Genomic DNA, 18,196 nt, shown 5'->3' with positions numbered 1-18,196 from the left:
ATTGTCATTTAATTTTCCATTCCTGGAATTTCAGTAAGATTCATCAGATCAGGCAAAAAATAAGAAACGGAAAACAAAAATGTCGCAAAAAATTAAAATGCTGCGCCAGCAAATGGGCATGAGTCTGCAAGATATGGCAGATGCCAGCGGTCTGACCAAGAGTTACTTATCAAAGGTCGAACGCGGAATCTGTGTACCTTCGATTGCCGCCGCGATTAAAATTTCCACAGCACTGAAAATCGATGTCGGCCAGTTATTCAGTCCCACAAGCAGCAGCGAAATGCTTTCTGTCGTGCGACACAATGAGCGCCTGTGCATCGTCAGAGCGGCTGGTGAGGGCAGCAGCATGGAAGCCTTGGCAGCAGAAATCAACAACAAGCGCATGCAGCCTTTCATTGTGTACCCGCCCAGTGAGCTGTCCGACGGCCCGCATGCTGCTGGACACGCGGGTGAAGAGTTCTTATACGTATTAACGGGGAGCATAGAAATTCAATTCCCCGACCATCGCGAGCAACTTAAGAAAGGCGATGCGATTTATTTCAACGCACTGCTACCGCATTGCTTGCGATCTGCCGGTAAGCAACAGGCATCAGCGTTGGTGGTGATTAGCTACGATCAGGGGTAAGTTTGAAGCAGAAGAAATCGTAAGTCAGAAATCAGAAATCAGAAGACGCTACTACGCGACACGGACTCTTCCGTAATTCACGCCATATCAGGATGAGCTGATATTGCGATTGTTTGACCAACGCTTGTAATCGACAGGCGACATCCCAATGAGTTGGATAAAAGCGCGCCGGAACGAAGTATCATCGTTATAGCCACATTGCGTGGCAACCTGCTTGATACTGGCACCCGGAGTATCCAGAAGCATACAGGCAGTTTCGATTCGGACGCGGGTGATGAATGCTTTGGGTGACTCATTAACCAGATCTTTCAGGCGCCGATGTAAGGTCCGTTCACTCAGATTCAATGCCTTGGCTAACCGTTCGGCAGTCATACCCGGCTCATCATGACGGATGATTTGCTCGGCTTGGAGTAATAAAGGATCGGTGGTGTTGATGAAACCTCGCGGCGCATAAACCAATTGCGGCAGCGACTGACTGTCGGCCACCGAGATGTTGGCAGCCAGTTTGGCGACTTCGGCTCCGGCCAACCGACGAATCATGTGCAAAGCCAGATCGACCCAAGACAGTGGCCCACCAGTCGTCACAATACGATCCTGCTCTTCAATCGCAGCCCCCCATGCGACATGTGCTTTGGGAAACCGCCGTTTGAAAGCATGATGCAGCCACCATGTGGTCGTGCAACGTCGTCCATTCAGCAGGTCGGCCTCCCCTAGTACAAAGGTGCCTGCGCACGCAGCACCAACCCAGGCACCTTGCTGATGGCTTTGCTAGAGCCAATGCGCAGCCTGCTGAATGGACTCTGACATCGGTGGTAGGCCGTCAGCCCCGAGCGCCATGCCAGTGACAAGAACAACATCGTATTCCTTCGCTACGGCAAAACCTTCGTCTACTGGAATCAGGCGACCCTGTGGATCACGTAAAGGCTGTCCATCGGCACTGACGATACGGGTTTCGAATGTCAATCCAGACGGAATCGCCACCCCCTGCTCCATGCCTTCCGGTGGCGCGCGCAGCGCCTGATTGGTAATCCAGAACAGATCGGACAAGCCTGCTATTGCAGATAGCAGGCTCCCCTCTACGGCAACAATCGCGATCCGCATGTATGGCTCCAAAAAAAATGGCGAACTTTGCATGAAGTATGTCTGACTTGCCATCTAACGTAAAGCAAGCACTCCATCTAGACTTGAATGCATCGACATTGCAAACACTGCTGATATGAAAACTTCAACCAAAAGACCACGCCGTCATCCGTGGTTCAACGCACTTGCTGTGGCACTGAGTTTCACCCTCATGCTGGCAAATGTGCCGGTTCTCGCAGATGCTGACGAGGCCAGAATCAAAAACATCGTGCTCGTCCACGGAGCGTTTACGGACGGATCAAGCTGGACACCTGTTATTTCCCCACTACAAACTATGGGTTATCACGTCACCGCCGTCCAGAATCATCTGACCTCGCTGGCAGATGATGTCGCCCAGACTGAAAAAGTCTTACGCCGGCAAGCAGGCAAGGTATTGCTAGTTGGTCATTCTTGGGGTGGAGCTGTAATTAGCCAGGCCGGTAATGCATCGAATGTAGTGGGTCTGGTCTATCTCTCCGCTCTAACGCCCGATAGTGGTGAATCAGTCGCCGAGCTATTGCAGCGGTTGGATGTCAAGATGACGGGTCTTGTACCGGATGAAGCGGGTCTGATCTGGCTCGATCAGCCAGAGCAATTTAAGAAGGTCATGGCTGGCGATATACCCCTCACACGAGTACGTCAACTCGCTGCTGTACAGCAACCCATTGCAGCTCATAGCTTTGCAGAACCGGTCACGCAGGCAGCATGGCATACCAAGCCCAGTTGGTATCTGTTGACCAGCCTCGATCAGGCACTACCTCCTGCTACCCAGATAACTATGGCGCAACAGATAGGTGCCAGCGTGCGAAGTATTCCCGCCAGTCACCTGTCCATGATTTCACGACCGCTTGCCGTGGCAGCGTGGATTGACCAGGCCGCAAAAGCAGTGGTGCATACCGCAGCACATTGAAGTCCAGCCCGATTCACTAATAGAGAGATAAATATGAAAATCCTACACATTGATTCAAGTATTCTGGAAGGCAACTCAGTCACTCGTGAGTTGTCCTCAACCATCGTCACACAACTGAAAGCGGCTCATCCTGAAGCTAGCGTGACTTACCGCGATCTGATCAAGAATGAGATACGCCACCTCACTGGTTCAATAGCGGCAGGTTTCAGGATAACCGGATTTGAAAATTTTGATGAGGCTACACGCCAAGAGCATCAGATTTCCGCTGAGCTAGTTAGTGAGTTTCTGGCTCACGATGTGATCGTCATTGGTGTGCCAATGTACAACTTTTCTGTACCAACTCAGTTGAAAGCTTGGCTGGATAGACTTGCTCAAGTTGGGCGCACCTTCAAATATACCGAGACTGGGCCAGTCGGACTAGTCAGTGGCACGCAGGTGTTCGTCGCTTCTGCTCGGGGTGGCTTCTATGCCGAAGGCCCGCTTGCTCACATGGACTATCAGGAAAGTTACCTCAAAACATTCTTCGGATTTTTGGGGATTAATGATGTTCACTTTGTTCGTGCAGAAGGCGTATCCAAAGGCCCCCAAGTCAAAGAAGCAGGTATCCGGCACGCCCACACCACTATTGCCGAGACGCTTGCGCTCTTCCAAACAAACTAACCCACTGAACACACAAAGAATAGGATCGTCATATGCTGTTTGCTATTACCCTGAATTACCTCCGTCCACCCGAAGATATCCAGACGCAACTGGATGCTCACAAAGCCTGGTTGGTTCAATACATCCAGACGGGCAACATCTTGTTTGCTGGCCCGCTACATTCCAAGGCTGGAGGTTTCGTGCTCGCGCATGCCTCTGATCAGATAAATATTCAGAATATGATCGCAGAAGACCCATTCTATGTTCATAACCTTGTCAGCTTCGATGTCCAAGCCACCGAGCCCGCAATCCGTGCTGAAAATTTTTCGGGTCAATGGGCAGTAGATGCCAAAGCAATTCCTTTGGCATAGACAGATTTTGACTACGTGCTTATTCCGTCACTAACCCCGACCATTACAAGCTAAAGGTGAATTACATGAAGCGGAGAAATTTCCTTACATCAATCGCAACAATCACAGCGCTGTCCCTTGGCCCGTCATTGCCCTCATTTGCTCAGTCACCGCAGAATTTTGGGTTACCTAATCTCCCGAAAGAACGATTCCACAGCGTCAAAGTTGGAGGCATTGAAATCATCGCATTGCATGATGGCGCCACCCGCCTACCTCTTAATGAAAAGTATGTAACCAATGCCCCATTCGCGGAAGTTAAAAAGCTAGCTTCTGACCTGGGGCTCAGTACCGATTATGTGGAACTTCCGTTTACCGCGTACCTCATCGTTTCTGGCTCCCGGCGGATTCTTCTCGATACCGGTCTAGGCGATTTTGGCACTCCGACTGAAACGACTGGCAAACTGGTGAACAGTCTGAGTCGTGCTGGATACAAACCGGAAGACATTGATACAGTCCTTATTTCACATTTCCATCCTGATCACATCAGCGGGCTGCGAAACCGTGCTGGCGTATTTACCTACCCCAATGCCAAGGTCTGGGTTTCTAATAAGGAATACGACTATTGGATGAGCGAAAAAAACATGCAGGAAGCCCCTGAACGAAAAGCGGCGTTCGAAGTAGTCAGACGCGTGTTCATTGGCATGCCTGATTCCATGCTTCAGAAGTTCGAGCCTGGCGGAGAAGTTACGCCCGACGTATTCTCACACGCAGCTTATGGACATACTCCAGGGCATACGATATATGAGGTCAAGTCAGGGCAAAAGTCGTTCTACTACATTGCTGATATGATCAATGTTCCAGCCTTCTTTGCACGAAATCCCGAATGGATGGTCGCTAGTGACATCAATCCAACTGCAGCACTCAGCGTCAGAAAACAATTTCTATCGACCGTAGCCCAGTCGGATGCCCTGATTGGTGCCTTCCACTTTCCATTCCCTGGAATAGGATATTTGCGTCAAGAGGAACAAGGATTTAAATTTGAAGCTGTAAAACAATGAATTTCCAAAGTGAATGATCTTGAGTCACCTAGTAACAGCTCAGATCTTATCTCGGGGGTTACAGGTATTGATGCGGGAAACAGTGCGAGCAATATCACACTACTGTTAATCACATAGTACGAACCACTACACACACGTATGGTGAGGCCTTAGGCTTAACATATTCATCATTAGCGTCGAGTTCGCGCAGAGCACAGATATCCGAAGGTTAGAGCATATTTAATCAACTTAATCGTTGCCTGATTTAAGCAAAAACACGACAGAGAATTAAATATAGTTAAATGAGTTTCGCACTCCTTTTCCTCGGAGCAATTTCTAACTAAAGTAAACAACAGTAGTTATATTTTTCTGCAATGACTGCTGTTTTTATTTGTCTTTCTGACTCATACCGTATGCACGATTATAAGGATCACAGCTACCTTTACTAAGTAGCTAGCGCATAGTCAGATTTCCCTACGAAGATTACTTGCCGGAGTAAAAATGACCATCGCCAAACGTCTCTATATATTAATGGCTGCAGTTTTGATTGGTATCGTAACGCTGATTGGCATTGGGATTTCTCAGATCAATAAAGTGTTTGAAACGACGAATTATGTGAACGTCAATGTTGTTCCTAGTTTGATTGATCTGAATCTGATTAAGTCTGGAACTGCGCAGAATCGTATCTTGAGCTGGCAGTGGCTGGCTGCGTCCGATCCTGCAAAAAAAGCTGAACTACAAAAGAAAATTGACGAAGCAGAGTCCGGAGTACTCAAAGCCTTTGATAAATACGAGAAAGATGACATTAGTGACGATAAAGATCGCGCGATGTTGTCAGATGACAGAAAAGCTTTTGAGGTATACCGACAGATCCGGAATAAGGCGATCGAGATCGGTAACGGTGCCGGTGCTGAAGAAGCCCGGGCTTATCTGTTTTCTCAGCAGACCGATGCCAGTAAAGTAGCAAAGCTGGTCGATGATCATATTGATTACAATGTACAGATAGGTATAAACAGCGCTGAAGAAGCAAAAAAAGTGCAGAATTCTGCTATCTGGATGTCACTCGCCATTGGTGCAATCGCACTGGCAGCGATTGGACTGATGGGGATCCGTTTAGCGCGTAACATTTCGTCTTCTCTCAATTCGGCAATTGATATCGCAGAACGTGTGGCGGCAGGTGATTTGACTCAGGTGATCGAAGTCAAAGGCACGGATGAAGTCGCAAAATTGATGATCTCCCTGAAGAACATGTCATCCAGTCTTGAGCATATTTGCACAGAAATTCGCCATAGCACTGATTCGATTGCGACTGCTTCTGGAGAAATAGCTTCCGGCAATATGGATTTGTCGTCACGTACTGAACAGCAAGCTGGTGCACTGGAAGAAACCGCATCGTCAATGGAAGAGCTGACCTCGACCGTGAAGCAAAACTCAGATAATGCACGTCAGGCGAATGTCCTTGCAAGCACCGCAACAACATTGGCAGTGGAAGGTGGTAATGTGGTCGGCGAGGTAGTGCATACCATGGGTGAAATCAATGAGTCCGCGAGAAAGATCGTGGACATTATCAGTGTGATCGATGGAATTGCTTTTCAGACGAATATTCTTGCGTTGAATGCGGCTGTCGAAGCTGCACGTGCCGGCGAACAGGGACGAGGCTTTGCGGTGGTGGCGTCAGAGGTGCGGAATCTGGCGCAGCGTTCCGCTTCGGCTGCGAAGGAAATTAAAGCGCTGATTGATAACTCGGTAGAAAAAGTCGATGCCGGTAGCCGCCTGGTAGATAAGGCGGGTAATACGATGTCCGAAATTGTAACGGGAATCCATAAAGTCAGCGATGTGGTGAGTGAGATCAGTAGTGCCAGCAGTGAACAGAGTGCGGGCATAGAGCAGATTAACCAGGCAGTTGTTCATATGGATGAGACCACGCAACAAAATGCGGCGCTGGTCGAAGAGGCCGCTGCAGCTGCTTCTGCGTTGCAGGATCAGGCTGAAAAACTGACAGAACTGGTTTCTTTTTTCAAGCTCAGAGAAATGGGTGGCGCGTCTAAACGCTCAGTTTCAAGGACAACACAAACGACAGCACCCGCACCGAAACCGGTAGCAAAAGCATCTGCCAAACCAGTCGCCATTGCGGCCCGCCCTGCGTTGAAAACATCCGCGCCGACCAACGACTCCGGCACTGATTGGGAAGAGTTTTAATCAGTGTGAAAATACGAAATCGAGAGAGCAATATGGATGAGCCAAATCAACCAATGACAGAAGAAATGTTCTATGCTCTCTCGGCAAAATATCTCCCGATCTTGCGCGATAAATTGATTGAGATGTCCCAAGTACTTGAAGATAGACTGTTCGAGATGGATTGTGAACAGACTCAGCGCGCCAACGAAGTTGTGCACGAAACTCTAGAATCGTTAAAGATAAGGAAATAACGTTTTCTGACCACAATTAATTGTGCTATTTGTCACCGAAAAGGCGCTTATTGTTTAAGTTCACGCAAGGCAATCCTCCCCCCCAAAAAGACAACGTTAAAAGTAGAATTTTCTTATATGAGATTTTGAGGAAGTTTTACACGAAGACGTCACGCTTTAGCGACAGCCAGATCATCAGTATTTTGAAGCAAGCCGAGAGGGGCGCGCTCAGGAGTGCCATTCCGAAGCAGGAATTAGCCCAACCGACTTAGCCTCTACTTTTTGCTTTGCTCAGTAATGGGGAAATACCCTTTATCGGGAATAAGACATTTGGCTTCAAAGTACTTTCTTCACTGCAGGGTGATCTTTCCGCACTGTTCTTTCCAAACTGTCGAAAAAAAATACTTTGTCTCAAGCACGGATTTTAAAATTAATATATGATGGTAATCATGCAGAAAAAAACAAATCAATCCCTGACACCTGGTCGCAAAGAACTCACTCATGGCCGCATCGTAGATGTAGCGTCTCGCGCGATTCGTCGTAGTGGCTACAGCGGCACTGGCGTGGCAGATATTATGAAAGAAGCTGGCCTTACACACGGCGGGTTTTATGCACACTTTGAATCCCGGGATGCTTTATTGGCTGAAGCAGCGGGCAAGGCGGGTAGTGATTCAGTGGCACTCGCAGCGCGCATTGCCGCGAGTGCCCCACCTGGTTTGGCGGTACAGGCGATGATGCAAGCATACCTGGCGCCTGAGCATATAGCGGGTATCGAGACAGGCTGCCCCGTTTCGGCCTTGGCCTCTGAAATGCCTCGGCAAGCGCCAGAAGTAAGGCACGTAGCGACTATGCATATTAAGGAGATGATTGATTTGTTTGCCAGGCAGATGCCGGATTGGGGACAACCAGATGCGCACGAACGTGCAATGGCTCTGCTGTCTGCTTTGATCGGAACAACCATGCTCGCACGTGCTGTGGATGATCCAAAGTTGTCCGCGGCACTCTGTGCTGCAACAATGAAACAATTCGCAACTACTGCCGATTGAATTACCGGCAGTTTTTTTTAACAAAATATATGATGATCGTCATATATTATTTACTAATAGCTCGTGCCGATGGCGCGGCACTTTCAAAAAAGGATTTCAAATGACTAATTCATCACAAAAAACTGCTGTTGTAACAGGAGCATCGTCAGGCATCGGCGCAGTGTACGCAGACCGGCTTGCCCAGCGCGGCTACAACTTGGTCCTGGTTGCACGTCGCGAAGATCGGCTTCAGTCCGTCGCAGCCGCAATTAAATCAAAATATAGTGTGCAAGTTGACATCTTGTGCGCTGATTTAAGTACCGAAGACGGCTTGTCCACTACTGAGCAATTGCTCAAAGAAAAATCGTTCGACCTGCTCGTTAATAACGCAGGTATCGCCAGACTGGCTCCGCTTGCACATGGTCCGTTAAGTGATTCGCTCTCACAAATTGCCCTGAACATCACCGCGTTAACCCGGCTCACCCAAGCCATCCTCCCCGGAATGAAACAACGAAATTCAGGAACCATTATCAATATAGCCTCGGTGATGGCATTCAGCACCTTGCCTATGGGTGCGGTTTATAGCGGAACCAAAGCATTCGTACTGTCCTTTAGTCAAGTATTACAGCAAGAACTCTCTGAAACAGATGTCAAGATACAAGTGGTGCTCCCAGCAGCGACTGCTACCGAAGTATGGGATAACTCGGGTGTGCCATTGTCAGCACTTGACCCCTCCGCTGTTATGCAGACAGAAAATATGGTGGACGGAGCGTTACAAGCATTGGACAACGGCGAGGCTATCACTTATCCATCGGTGGCTGATGAGGGAATGATTTCACGTTTGGAGGAAGCAAGAGTAGCCGTCTTCGCAGCTGCGCAAACCAGCCAGGTCGCTCCACGTTTAATTTCGCAATAATTTTATCAATAAGATTTTTAATAAAGGCACAAAAATGTTATTTGAAACTTTCAAGCTCCGCGATGTTGATCTCAGCAACCGGACAGTAATGGCACCTCTTACCCGCAGCCGTGCTACAGAAAACAATACCGCCAACAGTTTAATGGCAGAGTATTACGCACAGCGTGCGACCGCCGGGCTGATTATCACTGAAGGTACATCGCCGTCGCCTAACGGTTTGGGCTACGCGCGCATCCCAGCGTTATATGAGAATGACCATGTTAAAGGCTGGAAATTGGTCACCGATGCTGTCCATGCTAAAGGCGGCAAAATCGTTGTGCAGTTAATGCATACTGGACGCGTAAGCCATCAAGAAAATCTGCCAGAAGGTGCTGAAGTACTGAGCTCTTATGCAGAAGTCTGTCCAGGTGAAATCTGGACAGACTCCATGGGTAATCTTCCCCACACACTTCCGCGCGCGATGAATACAGCGGACATCGACGCGGCCGTCGCCGAATATGCTGCTGCCGCAGTGTTAGCAATGAAAGCTGGGTTTGACGGCGTTGAACTTCATGCTGCTAATGGCTACCTTATTGAACAGTTCCTTAACGCAAACGTTAATCGTCGTGACGACGCCTACGGCGGATCGGCGGAACGACGCAACCGCTTTTTACTTGAAGTCACTCGTGCCACAATAAAAGAAATCGGTGCGAACCGGGTTGGCGTACGCTTATCACCATACGGTGTAGTCAATTCAACTGGCATCTATGATGGCGTCGACGATCAGTACATTCCACTGGTCAAAGAGTTGTCCGGGCTTGGACTGATGTACATTCACGTTCTGGATCATGCAGCGATGGGGGCACCAGCAGTTCCTTCCGAGTTAAAGACGGCTCTGCGTGCCGCATTCAACGGCCCTTTCATCCTTGCCGGTGGATTTGACAAAATGAGCGCTGAGCAGGCTCTTGCTAGTGGACAAGCTGATCTCATTGCAATGGGGCGACCATTTTTAGCAAATCCCGACCTGGTTGCACGTTTGCAGCAGGATCAAGAATTGAATAAACCTGATCCCAGCACTTTCTATACGCCAGGACCACGAGGCTACACTGACTACCAACTGAAAGGATAGTCCATCGAAATTCAGCTTCCGTAGGCTCTTGATTTTTGCTCGCTACTAATTTTTTACCGTCAAATTAGTAGTTCAACATATACCGGAAGCTGGCTATGGCAGCCGTCACCCCATTGCGCTTTATGTTGCTTTCGGAGTGACCTCCATAGCAGTAGCAGCAGAGGTTTCGTACACGCTGGCTTTTCTGGTCGGTCAGGAAAAATATCGCTAAGCTGTCTATACAACAGTATGCGATAAATTAAGTCAGTTTCAGCGCCTGCGTTCAGCATCTGACCAACTATCAGCGAAAGAAGATAGGCGATCATCATTCAAATATAAAGAAAGTAAAAAATGAAAGCACTTGTCCTGAAGCGGTATGGCAAAGCTGACCAAATTGAGTTTGCCGATGTACCAAATCCCTTGATCAAACCCAACGAAATACTAGTTCGCATTCATGCAGTCGGCCTGAATCCAATCGATTACATGATCCCCAAGGGCGCGTTCAAGCCCATGCTGAAATTTGATTTGCCCGCGACCCTGGGCAGTGATCTGGCTGGTACTGTCGTCGAAGTAGGAAGTCAGGTCACGCGGTTTAAAGCAGGTGATGCTGTTTTCGCCAGCCTGTTCGACCTTGGTAATGGCTCGCTTGCCGAATTCGCCGCCGTACCGGAACACGTGGCTGCGCTCAAACCTGCTAACCTGAACTTTGTTCAGGCAGCCTCTATACCCATGGTGGCATTAACTTGCTGGCAAGCTCTCAATGAGCGTATCAAAGTCACTCCCGGTCAAAAGGTATTCATACCAGCAGGCTCTGGTGGTATCGGAACGTTTGCTATCCAGTTAGCCAAATACCTCGGCGCACACGTTGGAACAACGACCAGTACCGCAAACGTCGATTTAGTTCGTAGCTTGGGAGCCGACGATGTGATCGACTACAAGAAGCAGGAATTTGAGAATGTGCTGAGTGGTTATGATGTGGTGCTGGGAACCGTCCGGGGAGATGGCATCGAAAAAGCACTACGCATCCTGAAGCCAGGTAGCAACGTCGTTTCGCTGATCGGTCCGCCAGATGTTCCGTTCGCCAAGGCGCGCGGAATGAATTTTCTGATGACGTTTATCTTCGGCTTGCTAAGCCGTAAAATTATCCGCCTTGCTAAACGGCAAGATAGCAACTACTCCTTCCTGTTTGTTCGTCCGGACGGAGAGCAGCTCGGTAAAATCAGTAAGCTCATTGAAGCCGGCACGATACGTCCGGTAGTCGACAAAGTATTTCCTTTCGTTCAAGCGAAACAAGCCTTGGCTTATCTTGAACAGGGACGATCAAAAGGTAAAGTGGTTGTGGAATTAGAGCAGAGATAATTCTGAGTTCGATCTGCAGCAACACTTGCACTTACCATAGAAAACGATCAGTACAAATCATCCTCACTAAAGGAGAGATAGATCGCTGCACGTTTTTCCGAGGTACTTGCAGCAACAATTATCTCGCGAAACGTACGTCGCGCCCCCAGCAGTTGCCGACATTTTCTGCCGGGGGAGCCCCTGTTTCAATCAGATGCTGACGAAATTGTGCGTTGACAGCGGGCCAAATGGCAGCGAGGCAAGTGGCCCACCAACATCGAGCGGGCCGAGGTCGATCGGGAAGAATCCGGCTATTTCCATGATGTCACGCACCTCAGCTTTTGCGGCAGCGTCGTCACCCGAGTAAAACAATACGCGTTTGCCACCTGCTGTTTTTGGTTCTTTCAGCACATTGACGTCGTTGTGGTTGAACGCTTTGACGACGCGTGCGCCAGGAACGAATTGCTGGATAATCTGACTCGAGTGCTTTCCGCCGAGATCGACCGCCTTGATCCCGTAAGCCGCGAGGGGATTGCTCGGATCGTTCGCATCCGGCGAGGTTGCGGGGTCGAAGAACTCCACTGGGTTAGTACCGTCGATCACAATGCGACCATTCCACGCTGGCAGGCTGCCCAGTACTTTTTCTGCATCAACCCAGCGAACCGCGACCAGCACTATGTCTGCGCTTGCAGCCTCTTCCACTGTACTGACCTTGATAGATGGCCCCAACTCTTTGACCAGCTCTGCCAGCGAAGCAGGTCCACGGCTATTAGAAATGGTGGCCGAGATTCCTGTGTTGGCGAGAATGCGGGCGAAGTTGGAGCCGAGCGCGCCCGAGCCAATGATACCGATAGTCATACTATTTCCTTTAAATTAAGTGAATAAACTGTTTGCTGAGTTGAATTTTAGGGTCTTGTTGTTTCTATTGTTAGTAGCATTCAACTATAATCAGTTTCAATTATTACTTTAAAATAAAGTCATGGAGACTCTCGCCAATCTGGAATCCTTCGTACGCAGTGCCGAGAGCGGTAGCTTTTCTGCTGCGGCACGTCGTCTGGGTTTGACACCGGCAGCAGTGAGCCGGAACGTTGCGTTTCTTGAGCGCAATCTTGGCGTTCGACTATTCGCACGCAGCACGCGCGGTCTGACATTGACTGAAGCGGGCGAACGTTTTCGGCTATCGGTACAGAGTGGTCTCGACAGCATTCAGGAAGCCATCGCTGATATTAAGATGAATGCAGGGGAACCGGCCGGTGTCTTGAAACTAAGTGCTGCACCTGGATTTGGTATGGATTTTCTGTTGCCTCTGATGCCTACATTTCTCGAACGTTATCCCGGCGTAATTCCTGATTGGGTTTTTGATAGCCGTCCGCTGGATCTGATCGCGGGCGGCTTTGATGCAGCGATAGGCGCTGGCTTTGACCTGCCACCGGGTATGGTCGCACGTGAACTGGCACAAATCCATTTGATTGCGGTGGCTTCGCCAGCCCTATTACGGGGTAAGCGTCATCCCAAAGATCCAACCGGACTTGCTGAATTCCCCAGTGTTGTATTGCGCTCGCCATTGAGTGGCCGCGTGCGCACGCAGGTTATGCGTAATAAATCAGGCCTCGAGGTCACTGCAAAGCAGCAAGCGGTCATGCTTGTCAACGATCCTGATGCACTCTGCCGCGCCGTGGTGCTGGGCCTGGGCATCGGCTTAATACCCGTGTCACACGCCGCTTCACATCTGGAAAATGGTTCGCTGGTGCGGTTACTGCCAAATTGGTACGGCGATGTGGGTGCGATCTCGCTGTATTTCACTAGTCAGAAACTGTTGCCAGCGAAGACGCGCGCTTTTATCGATTTTGTTGTCGAGGCATTTAAGGTACAGAAACTGCCGCAAGTCCTCGCCACTCATTAGCGTACCGTTGAGCGTGCGCATTTTCGCAGTCTGCGTGGTTCTATGACCTGACAAGTTATGAGGCAGCAAGCATATGCTGCTCAAAAGACGGTGCGATCATAGGGTGAGAAAACCTTAGGCGGCTGCAAAAAGGCACTTAGCCCCTGAAACCACATAACCTCGCGAAAATCTCCGCTAACGACAAGATCCTTGCTGCCCACTCCTCGGATGAAAGCCGCTTGACTATCCTTGGCCGAAAGGATCTCGAAGCCTTTCAACGCATCTGAGAATGTGAAAGTGAATTGTGGGTGCGGAGCAAGTCCAGAAAAGGAACGGATGGTTCCGGACCGGATCTCATAATAGCGACCAACGCCTGAAGCGGTGCAGATCTGGAACACCAGCACTTTTCCCTGAACGTAGCGTCCACAAAGAAGATTATTATTGATCTGTCGTCTTAGCAATTGGTTGAAAAACCATAACAATAATTTGAATTTCAGCATGGCGGCCTTTAGATATTTGATACGTCAATTGAAGAGATTGAATAGTGTTACCGTCACTCCGCAAGGAAGTGCACTGCGTGATACAGAAAGCGTTCTGGGTACTGGAACTGGGCTCCGTGCCCTGCGTCTGGATAAATAAAAAGCTGCGCATCAGGTATGTTGCGGGCCATATAAAATGAATTCACGGTCGGAATCATCACGTCGTGCACACCATTGAGTATGAATGTAGGCTGATTGATAGTACGCAGATAAGCAAACGGGTCCTCCTCGGACAGTCGCGGCAAATAGTGCATATTGGCTTCGATCTGTGCGTTGGCAGCCTCAAGCGACGACGGAGGATCCTGATCAGCGCGCAGGTGACGACGCTGCCAGAATTCACGCGAGGCCTGAAGCGCGCGCGGTGAGCGTCCAAAGAACAGATACTGGAAGTCTTCCAGTGTGGGCACTTCGTGTACGGCCGTCGTCAGTACCTGCGCCTCCATCTCTGGATCTCCACCACGCGGTCCAGTGCCAAGCAGCATGAGCTTACGCACAAGATGTGGATGACGCCAACATAGATCCAGTGCTTGAAAACCTCCCAGTGAAAAACCAAGCAGGTCAATCTGCGACAGATTCAACGCCTGTACAAATTCTGCCGCGTCATCTGCCATGTCTTCGATACGTGTGCGCGGCTTACCGCCCGAAGACGCGACACCCCGGCCGTTAAATAGAATGACCTCACGCCCTTCGGCAAGACCATCCGTAAGCAAGGGATCCCAATGATCCATGCCACCCCGAAAATGCTGAAGCATCAGGATGGGCGGCAGATCGGAGTCTGTATTTCCCCAGCGCCGGTACGCAAACTGCGTGTTAGCAATGTTCACGTAACGTGTGGGCGCGGTGTTATGGGTATCAGTCATCATTTATCGTCTGTTGAGTGGCGTTCGCCTTGAGATCGTCATTGCGTTAGATCAGGCGCTGTGCCGGTTAGTGATTTAGCGTGCCAGGAAGTTCAGGACGGATGACACGAATTCGGCGTGATACTGAAATATGCCCCCGTGACCCGCATCTGGATAAATGACGAGGGTGCTATTCGGTAGTCGTTGTGCGAGGTCGCGTGAGTTGGAAGTCGGTACCATACGATCCTGATCCCCATTCGCCACAAGAACCGGCTGTGTGATTACCGACAAGTCTGCCGGAAGTTTGTTACCCCATGCTTTCAATGCTGCAAGTTGTGCCAGATAAGCGGAGACGGCGATGTCCTTATCGCGGTCTTGCGAGCGCTCTTTCAATCGTGCAAGGAATGCCTTCCCTGCCGCGATGCCATCGGGGGTACGGGTGAAGAATAAGAACTGCTTTGGGTCCTGGAACGTGATCAATCCACGCAAAATGTCCAAGTTAGCGACACCCGCTACTGAACTGATCCCTTCACCGCCAGCCGGCCCGGTTCCTGCAAGGATCAGCTTTCGGACTAGCTGTGGGTGCTTTAGTACGATTTCCTGAGATACCATTCCGCCCATTGAAAACCCAAACAGATCAACCTGCTCAAAGCCCATAGCTTTGATGAAAGAGACTGTATCGTCGGCCATTTCCTCAGTCGTCTCAGGCGTCGCACCGCTGGACGCGCCGATACCGCGGTTGTTAAATACGATAACGTGATGTTTTGCCGCAATGCCATCCACAACGCGCGGGTCCCAGTTATCGAGTACGGCAGCTAGATGGTTGAGTAGCACCACTGGTGTACCACCATGTTGCTTTCCTAACTCACGATAGGCGAACTTGATTCCGGCAGCAGATATCGTTTGCGTCGGAGTCTTAGCCCAGGCGAATGAGGCATTGGAGGCGTCGATAACTGGTACAGGGTTGTCCGCCATTGCAGCAAATGGTGTCACCATTGTTCCAGCAACGATGGACGCGTGTAAAAGCGCTTTTTTTAACTTCATTACATAGTGCATGAGATGACTCTCCTGGTTAAATTTTCTCTGACATTTATTGTGGCTCTCATGTGAGGCACCTGATAGATTTCCAGATGCTTATTACAGGAATATCCAACTAGCCCAGAGGCCTGACTCGTTAGCATGGGGGCGATATGTGTGTTGCCATAAAAATCAGCCATGTTGAAACCTCCTAATCAGATGTTCAAAAATCCGGGTCGCCAACAAATATATGACGATCATAATATATTATGATCGTCATATATTCAACCATTCAATGATGCGATCTTAAAAAATACGATGTGGCTGAAATTTCGTGCCGGATAAGGCAACATCACGGCTTGCGAACGGACTGGCGAACCGCTCGAACCGAATGCCCAGGCTCATCACAAGATCAGGAAAGTTGACGATCCGGATCAGGCCCTGAATCTGGATAACATCGAAGTCATAAATGCGGATCCTCACGTAGCGCACTATGCGAACGAGAGAAAGATCGACTTCAATTGATTCGGTAACGTCGTCCCAGGTATGCGCTTGCTGTTCGCACGTGATTCGTCACCTTACTCTGGACTGAAACTCCGAGCAGCCCTATAGCTCGAATCACGCATCATTGCGATATCGTGGAAACCGGCAACGACAGCTACCGTTTTAAAGAGAGTGCCCAGCAAACAAAAAAGGAGAGAAAAACATCCAAGTTATCCACATCCCAGACGTAAAATAGTAACGAAAAGGGTGAGTCAAAATTCAATGCAAAGCTGGGTCAGTTTTAAATGCAAATCAACAGCCTAACCCTTGAAAACACAACTACTTGTCAGAATTAAGTAGACATTTATATCCCGAAGCGATTGAATAAGCATGGTTGCGGCCAGCAAGTGCTATCACAGTACTCCCTTCAGATACTTTCGACAAAAGTAGTTGAGCATAGTGAAAATCTCTGAATGTCTTCTCACGTCTTATGATTTCGTTCGTAAATCGACCGCCAGTGTCTTCCGATGATAGTAAGGGATTAAACCAAGTCGCGGGCGTTTGACGCCAATCGAAGTCAGGCCAAATCTTTCTAACTGCGACAGTTAGGTCGAAAATGTTTTTAATTGAGACAACATCGTCCAATTCCCTGGCGATTTGATTCCACATCCTAAGCTTTTCGAACGTCGCATCCTCGAGTCTCTCGCCTGAGGCCCTGTGTCGATCTCTTACGAGCTGAGTCTCGCGTAGAACCAATGTGAGTATGATCTGATCCGCGGAAAAGTACTTGCGTAGGTTTACATAAAGATCAATATCGCGAGGTTCCAAAGGAAGTACGGTAACCCTGCGCTCCCTCGCTATAAATCCGAGGTAGCTCGGCTCGCCGCGAGTTGCTATGACGGACTCCTTTTCTTCCGGCAACTTGCGCAAGTAGGACACGTCATTTACCTCTATGTATGACTCGCTGGGCTTTTCTTTATCGAAGGTGCTTTCGATTAAGTTGAAAAGACTGCGATCCGGCGATGTAACGTGTGGCCCGCCTAAAAATATCAATTGTCCATTCGAAAGACTAGAAATCATCCGTACTTCGTAAATGTCGTCGCGTGGCTTCTGCGCACTTAGGTTTAGTGAACGTGTCCGTGCGATCGTTCCAATAGGCGCATTAACAGCGGTAGCGTTCTGCAATTGGAAACATCTTTCGAGTGCATCCGGTGCAAGCTCATGCCCCTGACTTACTTGGGCGTGCGATGGAAGACAAAACAGCAAACTACCGAACAAGCGCATTACAAATTTCATTGCGGCATCACCTTTCCTTGAATCTCTAGTGCAATTTAATACTACCTGATTAGTCACGACTCTCAGCCCACTTGCGAATCTGCCGCTCACGCTTTGGCGCAGTAAGTGCAGCGTGACTGAGCAGGTTACGCAGAAGTTCCGCGAGGTTGAAGCGCGATTTGAAGCGGTATGCGAAGGCGCCGAGGTACGGTCGGGCGTACGTAAGCAGTTATTTCCGCCCGATATTACCCCGCCGATCCGCGTCATACAAGTCTGAGCGCAGAGGATTGTTGGCAAACATCTGTTTCCAGACGCGTGGCGTCAGCAGATGCACCAACGACGCAGGATGTTGACTGATACGCTGGAGCACATCGACAAAGTAGTCGTACGAATTGATATCATGCATACGGCAAGTCGTGATCAGGCTTTGGACGATCCCAACTTGCTTGGCACCAAGCTCTGTCCAAAAAAAAATCCAATTCTTTCTTCCCATGGGAATAGCACGTAGGGCTCGCTCAAGATGGTTGGTGTCGATTGCGACATCAGGATCATCCAGATACACCGACAATCCAACCCGGCGCTCACGGATAGCGAGCAAGTCTTATAAGGCTTTACGGGAAGTAAGCCCCCCCGGCAAATAACCTATCAATTCGACAGCGCGCTAACCTATCTTTTAAGCTCGGACAACAAGTCAAAATTACTGATTT

Annotated in this window: 17 protein-coding genes and 3 pseudogenes; 12 read left to right on the top strand and 8 right to left on the bottom strand. The window is 49.4% G+C overall.

Translation table 11 applies throughout. The annotated features are described in order from the left end of the window. Positions 1-79 precede the first annotated feature (79 nt). A complete protein-coding gene (locus tag H8K26_RS01835) occupies positions 80-625 on the top strand; it encodes a helix-turn-helix domain-containing protein (RefSeq protein ID WP_186883879.1) in 546 nt (181 codons plus the stop codon). 87 nt (positions 626-712) lie between these two features. Here the strand turns inward: H8K26_RS01835 and H8K26_RS17650 are convergent, their stop codons facing one another. The 3 genes and pseudogenes from H8K26_RS17650 to H8K26_RS17645 form a co-directional block, all read right to left on the bottom strand. Next, positions 713-1,171, bottom strand: a complete 459-nt coding sequence (locus tag H8K26_RS17650) for a helix-turn-helix domain-containing protein (protein WP_399320317.1) — start codon at positions 1,169-1,171, stop codon at positions 713-715. Then, positions 1,172-1,375 (bottom strand): annotated as a pseudogene (locus tag H8K26_RS17855) (AraC family transcriptional regulator); the annotation flags it as partial. Positions 1,376-1,393: 18 nt separating this feature from the next. After that, a complete protein-coding gene (locus H8K26_RS17645) occupies positions 1,394-1,726 on the bottom strand; it encodes a type 1 glutamine amidotransferase family protein (RefSeq protein ID WP_223826784.1) in 333 nt (110 codons plus the stop codon). A gap of 115 nt (positions 1,727-1,841) precedes the next feature. On the opposite strand from H8K26_RS17645, the gene H8K26_RS01825 reads away from it, so the two are divergent. From H8K26_RS01825 to H8K26_RS01785, 9 genes are all read left to right on the top strand, one after another. After that, positions 1,842-2,654, top strand: a complete 813-nt coding sequence (locus H8K26_RS01825) for an alpha/beta fold hydrolase (protein WP_190476958.1) — start codon at positions 1,842-1,844, stop codon at positions 2,652-2,654. 33 nt (positions 2,655-2,687) lie between these two features. Then, a complete protein-coding gene (locus H8K26_RS01820) occupies positions 2,688-3,314 on the top strand; it encodes an FMN-dependent NADH-azoreductase (RefSeq protein WP_190476956.1) in 627 nt (208 codons plus the stop codon). A 32-nt stretch (positions 3,315-3,346) separates the two neighbouring features. Continuing rightward, positions 3,347-3,664: a YciI family protein gene (locus H8K26_RS01815; protein WP_190476954.1), complete on the top strand. Its 318-nt coding sequence runs from the start codon at positions 3,347-3,349 to the stop codon at positions 3,662-3,664. 65 nt (positions 3,665-3,729) lie between these two features. Next, on the top strand, positions 3,730-4,701 hold the full coding sequence (locus tag H8K26_RS01810) for an MBL fold metallo-hydrolase (RefSeq protein ID WP_190476952.1): 972 nt from the start codon (positions 3,730-3,732) through the stop codon (positions 4,699-4,701). A 480-nt stretch (positions 4,702-5,181) separates the two neighbouring features. Further along, the gene (locus H8K26_RS17915; protein ID WP_190476951.1) at positions 5,182-6,879 is read left to right on the top strand and encodes a methyl-accepting chemotaxis protein; all 1,698 of its coding nucleotides are present in this window, start codon (positions 5,182-5,184) and stop codon (positions 6,877-6,879) included. A 646-nt stretch (positions 6,880-7,525) separates the two neighbouring features. Further along, positions 7,526-8,134, top strand: coding sequence for a TetR/AcrR family transcriptional regulator (locus tag H8K26_RS01800; RefSeq protein WP_186883881.1), 609 nt, complete (start codon positions 7,526-7,528; stop codon positions 8,132-8,134). Between the two features lie 100 nt (positions 8,135-8,234). Then, the gene (locus H8K26_RS01795) at positions 8,235-9,029 is read left to right on the top strand and encodes an SDR family NAD(P)-dependent oxidoreductase (protein ID WP_190476949.1); all 795 of its coding nucleotides are present in this window, start codon (positions 8,235-8,237) and stop codon (positions 9,027-9,029) included. 34 nt (positions 9,030-9,063) lie between these two features. Continuing rightward, positions 9,064-10,137: an alkene reductase gene (locus H8K26_RS01790; protein WP_190476947.1), complete on the top strand. Its 1,074-nt coding sequence runs from the start codon at positions 9,064-9,066 to the stop codon at positions 10,135-10,137. Between the two features lie 330 nt (positions 10,138-10,467). After that, positions 10,468-11,475 carry an NADP-dependent oxidoreductase gene (locus H8K26_RS01785; RefSeq protein ID WP_190476945.1) on the top strand — a complete coding sequence of 336 codons (1,008 nt, stop codon included), beginning with the start codon at positions 10,468-10,470 and terminating at the stop codon, positions 11,473-11,475. A 189-nt stretch (positions 11,476-11,664) separates the two neighbouring features. On the opposite strand, the gene H8K26_RS01780 is transcribed toward H8K26_RS01785, so the two are convergent. Next, complete coding sequence (locus H8K26_RS01780; protein WP_190476943.1) at positions 11,665-12,312, bottom strand: NADPH-dependent F420 reductase; 648 nt, start codon at positions 12,310-12,312, stop codon at positions 11,665-11,667. A 121-nt stretch (positions 12,313-12,433) separates the two neighbouring features. Between H8K26_RS01780 and H8K26_RS01775 the strand changes: the two genes are divergently transcribed. Beyond that, positions 12,434-13,357, top strand: a complete 924-nt coding sequence (locus tag H8K26_RS01775) for a LysR family transcriptional regulator (protein ID WP_190476941.1) — start codon at positions 12,434-12,436, stop codon at positions 13,355-13,357. Positions 13,358-13,437: 80 nt separating this feature from the next. On the opposite strand, the gene H8K26_RS01770 is transcribed toward H8K26_RS01775, so the two are convergent. The 3 genes from H8K26_RS01770 to H8K26_RS01760 form a co-directional block, all read right to left on the bottom strand. Next, positions 13,438-13,836: a helicase gene (locus H8K26_RS01770; protein ID WP_190476939.1), complete on the bottom strand. Its 399-nt coding sequence runs from the start codon at positions 13,834-13,836 to the stop codon at positions 13,438-13,440. Positions 13,837-13,889: 53 nt separating this feature from the next. After that, on the bottom strand, positions 13,890-14,738 hold the full coding sequence (locus H8K26_RS01765; protein ID WP_190476937.1) for an alpha/beta fold hydrolase: 849 nt from the start codon (positions 14,736-14,738) through the stop codon (positions 13,890-13,892). Between the two features lie 72 nt (positions 14,739-14,810). Beyond that, positions 14,811-15,689 (bottom strand): alpha/beta fold hydrolase, encoded by an 879-nt coding sequence (locus tag H8K26_RS01760; protein ID WP_223826828.1) that lies wholly within the window; start codon positions 15,687-15,689, stop codon positions 14,811-14,813. A 656-nt stretch (positions 15,690-16,345) separates the two neighbouring features. Here H8K26_RS01760 and H8K26_RS18010 point away from each other — a divergent pair. After that, a pseudogene (locus tag H8K26_RS18010) lies at positions 16,346-16,465 on the top strand (ATP-binding protein); the annotation flags it as partial. Positions 16,466-17,718: 1,253 nt separating this feature from the next. Here the strand turns inward: H8K26_RS18010 and H8K26_RS01755 are convergent. Beyond that, positions 17,719-18,078, bottom strand: a pseudogene (locus tag H8K26_RS01755) (IS66 family transposase); the annotation flags it as partial. Positions 18,079-18,196 lie beyond the last annotated feature (118 nt).

Origin of the sequence: Cognatundibacterium aquatile (assembly GCF_014699135.1) — a bacterium.
In the GTDB taxonomy this organism is placed as follows: Bacteria; Pseudomonadota; Gammaproteobacteria; order Burkholderiales; family Burkholderiaceae_D; genus Undibacterium; species Undibacterium aquatile.
This window is presented reverse-complemented; position numbering and strand designations above follow the sequence as displayed.

What these genes read in the sequence shown, in the direction of transcription:
- H8K26_RS01835 (WP_186883879.1), top strand. Translation starts at nt 80, where the DNA reads ATGTCGCAAAAAATTAAAATGCTGCGCCAGCAAATGGGCATGAGTCTG.
- H8K26_RS17645 (WP_223826784.1), bottom strand. Translation starts at nt 1,726, where the DNA reads ATGCGGATCGCGATTGTTGCCGTAGAGGGGAGCCTGCTATCTGCAATA.
- H8K26_RS01825 (WP_190476958.1), top strand. Translation starts at nt 1,842, where the DNA reads ATGAAAACTTCAACCAAAAGACCACGCCGTCATCCGTGGTTCAACGCA.
- H8K26_RS01820 (WP_190476956.1), top strand. Translation starts at nt 2,688, where the DNA reads ATGAAAATCCTACACATTGATTCAAGTATTCTGGAAGGCAACTCAGTC.
- H8K26_RS01815 (WP_190476954.1), top strand. Translation starts at nt 3,347, where the DNA reads ATGCTGTTTGCTATTACCCTGAATTACCTCCGTCCACCCGAAGATATC.
- H8K26_RS01810 (WP_190476952.1), top strand. Translation starts at nt 3,730, where the DNA reads ATGAAGCGGAGAAATTTCCTTACATCAATCGCAACAATCACAGCGCTG.
- H8K26_RS17915 (WP_190476951.1), top strand. Translation starts at nt 5,182, where the DNA reads ATGACCATCGCCAAACGTCTCTATATATTAATGGCTGCAGTTTTGATT.
- H8K26_RS01800 (WP_186883881.1), top strand. Translation starts at nt 7,526, where the DNA reads ATGATGGTAATCATGCAGAAAAAAACAAATCAATCCCTGACACCTGGT.
- H8K26_RS01795 (WP_190476949.1), top strand. Translation starts at nt 8,235, where the DNA reads ATGACTAATTCATCACAAAAAACTGCTGTTGTAACAGGAGCATCGTCA.
- H8K26_RS01790 (WP_190476947.1), top strand. Translation starts at nt 9,064, where the DNA reads ATGTTATTTGAAACTTTCAAGCTCCGCGATGTTGATCTCAGCAACCGG.
- H8K26_RS01785 (WP_190476945.1), top strand. Translation starts at nt 10,468, where the DNA reads ATGAAAGCACTTGTCCTGAAGCGGTATGGCAAAGCTGACCAAATTGAG.
- H8K26_RS01780 (WP_190476943.1), bottom strand. Translation starts at nt 12,312, where the DNA reads ATGACTATCGGTATCATTGGCTCGGGCGCGCTCGGCTCCAACTTCGCC.
- H8K26_RS01775 (WP_190476941.1), top strand. Translation starts at nt 12,434, where the DNA reads ATGGAGACTCTCGCCAATCTGGAATCCTTCGTACGCAGTGCCGAGAGC.
- H8K26_RS01770 (WP_190476939.1), bottom strand. Translation starts at nt 13,836, where the DNA reads ATGCTGAAATTCAAATTATTGTTATGGTTTTTCAACCAATTGCTAAGA.
- H8K26_RS01765 (WP_190476937.1), bottom strand. Translation starts at nt 14,738, where the DNA reads ATGATGACTGATACCCATAACACCGCGCCCACACGTTACGTGAACATT.
- H8K26_RS01760 (WP_223826828.1), bottom strand. Translation starts at nt 15,689, where the DNA reads ATGGCGGACAACCCTGTACCAGTTATCGACGCCTCCAATGCCTCATTC.